The organism is Coxiella endosymbiont of Ornithodoros amblus, assembly GCF_019425495.1.
Classification (GTDB): domain Bacteria; phylum Pseudomonadota; class Gammaproteobacteria; order Coxiellales; family Coxiellaceae; genus Coxiella.
This window is the reverse complement of record NZ_VFIV01000070.1, coordinates 1-6,182: the sequence shown is the minus strand read 5'-3', so window position 1 is coordinate 6,182 and position 6,182 is coordinate 1. Positions and strand designations below refer to the sequence as shown.

Sequence of the window (6,182 nt, the reverse complement as noted above, 5' to 3'; positions counted from 1 at the left end):
TCACCAATTAATGCCGGAATCACCGTTTTATTTCCCGCCAGAACAAGTGACGGATCGCAGCGATCAGTTTATGGCTTCTGAAATTATCCGCGAAAAATTAATGCGCTTACTAGGGCAGGAAATCCCTACTGATCTTTATGGATATGGATGGCATCAGCTTTGACGAGGTTATCGTGAAAGAAGTAAGAGAAGGGAAAGAAGAAAGAAAAATAAGGAAAAAACCAATACCTGTTGGAAAAGTTTAATCAAAAGCCGATACCGTTTCAATTCCGACCCAATTAAACGTTTGCTGGCCCAACGTTTTAATTCGCCCTCAATCCTGACTGTCAGGTTTATTGGATAGCTATGAACGTCTTTGACATAAAATGTTGAGGTTATTTTTCCGTCTTTAATGACGTTGGCATCAAAGCTCAATTGCTTTTTAAAATTCGCATAAAATTGCGAATCAACAAAGCACAATTGAGCCTGATTGCTGCTCAGTACCGTCTCGGGTGTGATATTGAGACACCAACACCATCGACATTGCTCCTAAATACGATGCACTAACACTGCTGTCCATTAGTGTCGATTTTTGATAAAGTTCCGTTGGAATTAATACAATCTCTTTCCGTCCTGGTTGATGTCATAAACATCACTCTAATACCGCATTACAGATTAGAAACGCGATAACGCATAAAACGAGTAATTTGACCTAATAAGAAAGTCTTGCAATAACAGGTCGGGATTGTTTTTATTCCATGTCTTTTTTTTCTTAAGTCAAGTACTCGCGATTCTGTGATTGCGGTGTTTTACGCAATAATTAGCTTAATCAGAACCACCGTCATTACAAAAAGAAACATCGCTAAAATGAGTTTTCCTAATAAAACGAAAAATAGGGCTAAAGAGATAGCCAGTATAAATTCATTCAAGGTGAACCCTAGAATTCTAGTTTTTGCATCTAATGATTTTGACAATAAATAAAGTCTCCTCTTATTACTCATCGCCTAACTCAAAGAGATATAAGCAAAAGAAAGTGTGGTAAAAGTCACCACAATTGGTGTGCCAATCAAAACGAGGGGATTTCTATTGCGGATGTAAATGACAGCACTAGTAAATATTTCAGAAAGATAAATAATAAAGGCAATCGTACAGGTAGGGCTGAAAGTTACTTGTACCTAGGTCTTTACAGTCTGCGCGAGCGAGTCTGTTTCGTCCCGTCAAGCGGTATTGCATACAAAAATCATACTACCAATAATAAAAAATGAAAAGATTTTATTTTTTAATATCGCAATTTAGCTTTCATTGTTAACTCCTTAAAGTTTATTTGTAAACATAAGTAAAAACGCCAAATGGACTCATTCGTTGCATAGTAAATAAAGATTTTTCAAAAAATCATTATTTAACGTAATTTTACAATCAGAAAAAATAAGACCTGAAACTCTCAAAAGGAAAACAATAATGAATATGAAATAATTTTTTTCATTTTATTGTTACTGCTTTTATCAATTTTATTGAGGACCGCATACGAATTAAGTTAATAAAATGAATAATGTAAATACTATTACCGTATTAATAAAAATAGAATTAACAGTACGTCTACTTTCAGAAAAACTACTGAAATGATATCAAAATCATAAATATTAAGATAATAATAATTATAATCTCTTCCATCTAATGTTTTCCAATTTTCACGCATTAAATATTAAATTAATTTTTTTCAAACTCTCTTTCCAGAGTTCAATAAGAGTCTGATTACTAAAAAACAGAAATAAATCTCAAATATTTAAAACAAAAAAAATCTTTTTTAATTTATTTTTCAGTTAAAACTACTTCCTCTTTCTTCGTTCTCACCTCTCGATTTCGCACTCAAAAACAATGATATGTACCCAAAAAATGACGGACATTTTCAATAGTTGCTGGATACTTAGTCGTTCTTCTAAAAATTTCTTTACTATGCTTATTAACTAAGGCTTTTCCGAGTAATAAAGTAAGTTCTTTTCTTCACTTCTTTTATCTACTTCTCTTCCTATCCCTTCCTTATCGCTCATCATCCTTTTCCGTAATCGTTCGCCAAAATAGCCATTACTCGTTGACTCTTTTATAAAAGTGCCTTCATACGGTCATAGTAATAAAATTAATCCGCAAAGTGCTTCACGCGGACTTCTGGATTGCCTTGCATTTTTTCAATTTCAAGCAATTAAGATCGATGCGCATGATCTACCAGTAATTATTCCTAACGTCGAATACGAGTTTCTTCGAGTCCCGTTATGGCTTCTCGCTGAAAAATACGTCTATTACGTGTTTAGGGTAAAACAACTTTCCACTCGCGAAAACATTTTTTAATCATATTTGGTTTCTTGAAAAAATCATATCCCACGTCAGTGAAACTTTTGAATCTAAAAAACAATCCGTTAGGTATTTTATTAGTGGCTTAAGGGACGAGTTAAAGTCAGCTTCATCGATAGCAGATTTTCTGGAAGAGATAGCCTAGGTAACAACATTTTCTTTTACCACTTATCGCTCCTGTCATCTTCAGAAGCAGTTTTAGGAATATAAAATAGGCAGGTATTTTGTTGAATTTTGTCAGGGAAAGAAATAGAGTTAGTTTCTAAAGTCCTAGCGTCTGAATTTAATGGTACTTCGTCAATCATATAATTATTTGAGCTGAAAGGACTATCCGGATAGCGCTCTTGGTGAAATGTGAAATGAAATAATTGTTGGACCTCCTGGACAATAGCATAAAACTGCATCTTGTCATTCCTTCCTCCATTTCACTAAATCACGAACCTGAATGTGCCAGTCATCTGGAAAACTCATCTAAGTAGGTATATAGCTCTTTTACTTTCCAAGAAAAACGTTAATAACATCAGCCAATTATTTCCAAACGAACTTAAAGAATCTAATATATGATCAAAATAAAACTCCGCATTTATCTCAACAAAATATATACCTATATTTAATATTAATGGTTCTAAAAAATATCTGAATCGAGCATTAAAGGTTACATACATCAGCCTAATAAAAGTGAAATCAGCAAAGATTTTTTGCCATAGAAATTGATAATAATTCAATGTTCCATTCTATGAAAAAGGAGATATACTTATTTTTTCAACAAAAATGAAATATTCAGATAGTGATATTGTTGTCATGAAAACTAAAATTTGTGTGTTCTGTTTTAAAAAAATATTTTCTATCTCATATGAAACGCTTTTTTTCTACTTTCAGATTGGACTCATTACTACAAAATTTTTAATACTATAAAGTAATAGATTTTGTTAATGAAATTATTAAAAAAATCTGTTGAAAATTATAAAATTCATCAATAACAGATAGTTATTAAAATTTTACATTCCTATCTTCGTAACAATTATGAATCTTTGTGATATCACTGTTTTAAAAGTTGTGTCAATTTTTGGATTTCATACAGCAATGAGCCGCCTATTATTTACTTTTTCTTTTATACCACTCAATGCTATAACTGAGATTTTTGGCTACCGTAAAACTCAAATAGCGATTTTAATCATTATCTTATAAAAAAATATGTTGTTAATTTTATTATCAATAACCGCAAGCCTCCTTTCTCTACCAAATATCCCTCTCTAACACAAATGTTATTCTCTATTTTCCAAGGTATGGAGAATATTAATCAGTAGTAATATTGAAGTTTCCATAGAATTTTTATTTTATTCATAAAATAGAGTATACTTAAAGGAAATAAAACAGGTGCTTCGTTTTTTATTAACAAATTCAATTTCAAAAGACTTTCTGGTTTTATATCATATCCTATAAACTTTTTCTTGGTACTAGATGTTAAAACTGTTTTATATATTTGTTTAGACACCTAGATATTTGAAATCGTCTTTTTTATTTTACTGTATGGCTGATTCGACTCAGCTTAAAAAAAGTTTGAAAGTTGATTTAACGAATATTTAAGACATAAGCACTAATTATAGACTGCTACAACCATATTTTTATTTGCTAAAAAATGATGGAGCGAACTTGTATTGACGATAACTGTATTAAAATTTTCCAAATCAATGATTTATGCTTAACTTCAGAAAACTACTATACATTAATAAATTTTTCTGGTCAAAATGATATAATTTTTATTACCAGCGATATTCCAGATTATTATACAGAAAATAGTTATAAACAATTATTAGAAACGCTAAAAATTTATCTGAAGAGTTTTTATATCAAAAAATCAGGATAATATTAATTTAATAAATAAAATTATACTAGAAAAATACATTTTCTTTACAGAAATTATGACCTTATTTAATACTTTTTATTTTTTATTTTTTAATACGGTTATCAACGTAAAAATTCATAGCTTAATTGTAGGTCAAAACATTTCCTTACTGTAGAATTATTTAGAAAATTTTGGTAAAAAAATGTGTGTTATAATACACGACAATCCTATACATCTAATCGGAAAATTTATGATAAATACATGTTATTAAAATAAAAATTTTTAATTATTTAAAAAGTTGTTCTAAAAATATAGTAGGAAGTACATTTATAAACTTAATGAAGATAAACCTATATATGCTAATAAGCATTTTCCATTTTATATGATTAATGAATTAGGATATCTTGAATCAATCGATATATCCATTAGCAAAATTCTTTATGAAATCTCTTAGTATGAAGATATAAATTCTAAAAATTTACTCTATCTTAATAGATTTTTTTATGATTTTAATAAAAATAAACAGAGAATAAAACTGGTTACTGAATACAGAAATAATAAACACAGAATCGTTCTCTATCAAATTGAAATCTGAAAGATACCTGGTTAGAATTTATGTGTGGACTTAAATTTACTTAAAAATATGTCCATTGAAAATGATTTTTTTATTATATAGAAGACAGATTAACTTAAGAGTGAATCTTATTCAAAAAATATTAATTTCTCAAACAGAAGAAGTAATACTACGATAAAGATACAGAAATACGATTATTACGACTCGTCAATAACAACATAGAATAGAAAAAAATAATTAATAGGTGAATGCATAATGGAGTATCACTAAATTAGATTATAATTAAAAAGAAACCTGATTCTATTACTAATGAGAAAAAAATTATTCGATCACTTTTGTATTTAAATAGCTTTTTCACATAGTACTTCAGTATTTTTATTCATCATTTGTATTCAAGAAAAATCTTAAATATGAGAAAAATATTGATGTTCAAGAATATCATTTGAAAACCTATTACCGTGAATTAATACAGAATGTCTGAAAAGATAACGTGAAACTTTTAATCATTCTATATTGTATTTTACATCGTTGATAACTTCTATATTTAAAGGCTTTGGTGTAAATTTTATTTCACAAACATATAATATGTCGTGTTGAGTTTGAGCGAGATAATTGATCTGACATCCAGATTAACGTACCGTTTTATGTTAAAAAAGGATTATCGTAAATGATGTCTTCCGTTTTAATATTTAAAAGTTCTTCAATATTTTTCCGGTTATTTAGCACTAGGTTTTAAAACTATAACTTCATCATTATTTCCAATTATGATAATAAGCTCACCGAAACATTACTGAAAACATTTCAGGTGATTTTATCTTTATTATGTAATATGTATTTCAAATAAAATTGTAAATAATTATCGCTAATACGAAATCGACTTAATTTAAAAGATTAGCCACTTTTAAAATTCCAAGTATAATCTATTCCAAATTAACCCCGCTTTAAAAAAAGCATCAAGACAATGTGAAAATACTTTCACTTGAAAGTAAATCTCTGGGTAATGCTACCTCACTAGCTAGGTATACAGGGATTCAGAGATTAAACTAGGCTTCGTAAGCACTACAAAATGATGTGGAACAGAATTTTAGTTCGATAAACAAACATTATCCTATAAATACTAGTAGCTTGTATGCAGACACTCTTTTTGGATATTAGGAAATCTTATCAAGTAACGACAAATTGCAATTTACTGACTACTTTTTACATCCACATCCGAAACTGAGCGATTCGCATGGTACACAGGTTATCAGCTCAATCATAGGTTGATTGACCCCCCGACCTCAAGAAACTTAGGTCAAAAAGGGTCTGCAAAAAAGATCGATCATTAGCTTCTGTTGATCAAGAGGGAAATGGCCAACTGGTGAGTGCTCAAAGTAACGAGCATCCATTTTAAATTATTTTTGTTTTTGAACGATTGTTCAGTAGTTGCTGAATATG

General features: G+C 29.5%; 3 protein-coding genes and 1 pseudogene. 1 reads left to right on the top strand and 3 read right to left on the bottom strand.

From position 1 onward, the window contains the following. Positions 1-136: pseudogene (locus tag FIV31_RS07020) on the top strand (GTPase Era); the annotation flags it as partial. A 32-nt stretch (positions 137-168) separates the two neighbouring features. Here the strand turns inward: FIV31_RS07020 and FIV31_RS08700 are convergent. From FIV31_RS08700 to FIV31_RS07010, 3 genes are all read right to left on the bottom strand, one after another. After that, positions 169-498 (bottom strand): TraE/TraK family type IV conjugative transfer system protein, encoded by a 330-nt coding sequence (locus tag FIV31_RS08700; protein ID WP_425278280.1) that lies wholly within the window; start codon positions 496-498, stop codon positions 169-171. Between the two features lie 290 nt (positions 499-788). Next, positions 789-953 (bottom strand): hypothetical protein, encoded by a 165-nt coding sequence (locus tag FIV31_RS07015; RefSeq protein ID WP_280124273.1) that lies wholly within the window; start codon positions 951-953, stop codon positions 789-791. Positions 954-2,486: 1,533 nt separating this feature from the next. After that, a complete protein-coding gene (locus FIV31_RS07010) occupies positions 2,487-2,729 on the bottom strand; it encodes a hypothetical protein (protein WP_280124272.1) in 243 nt (80 codons plus the stop codon). Positions 2,730-6,182 lie beyond the last annotated feature (3,453 nt).

What these genes read in the sequence shown, in the direction of transcription:
- FIV31_RS07010 (WP_280124272.1), bottom strand. Translation starts at nt 2,729, where the DNA reads ATGCAGTTTTATGCTATTGTCCAGGAGGTCCAACAATTATTTCATTTC.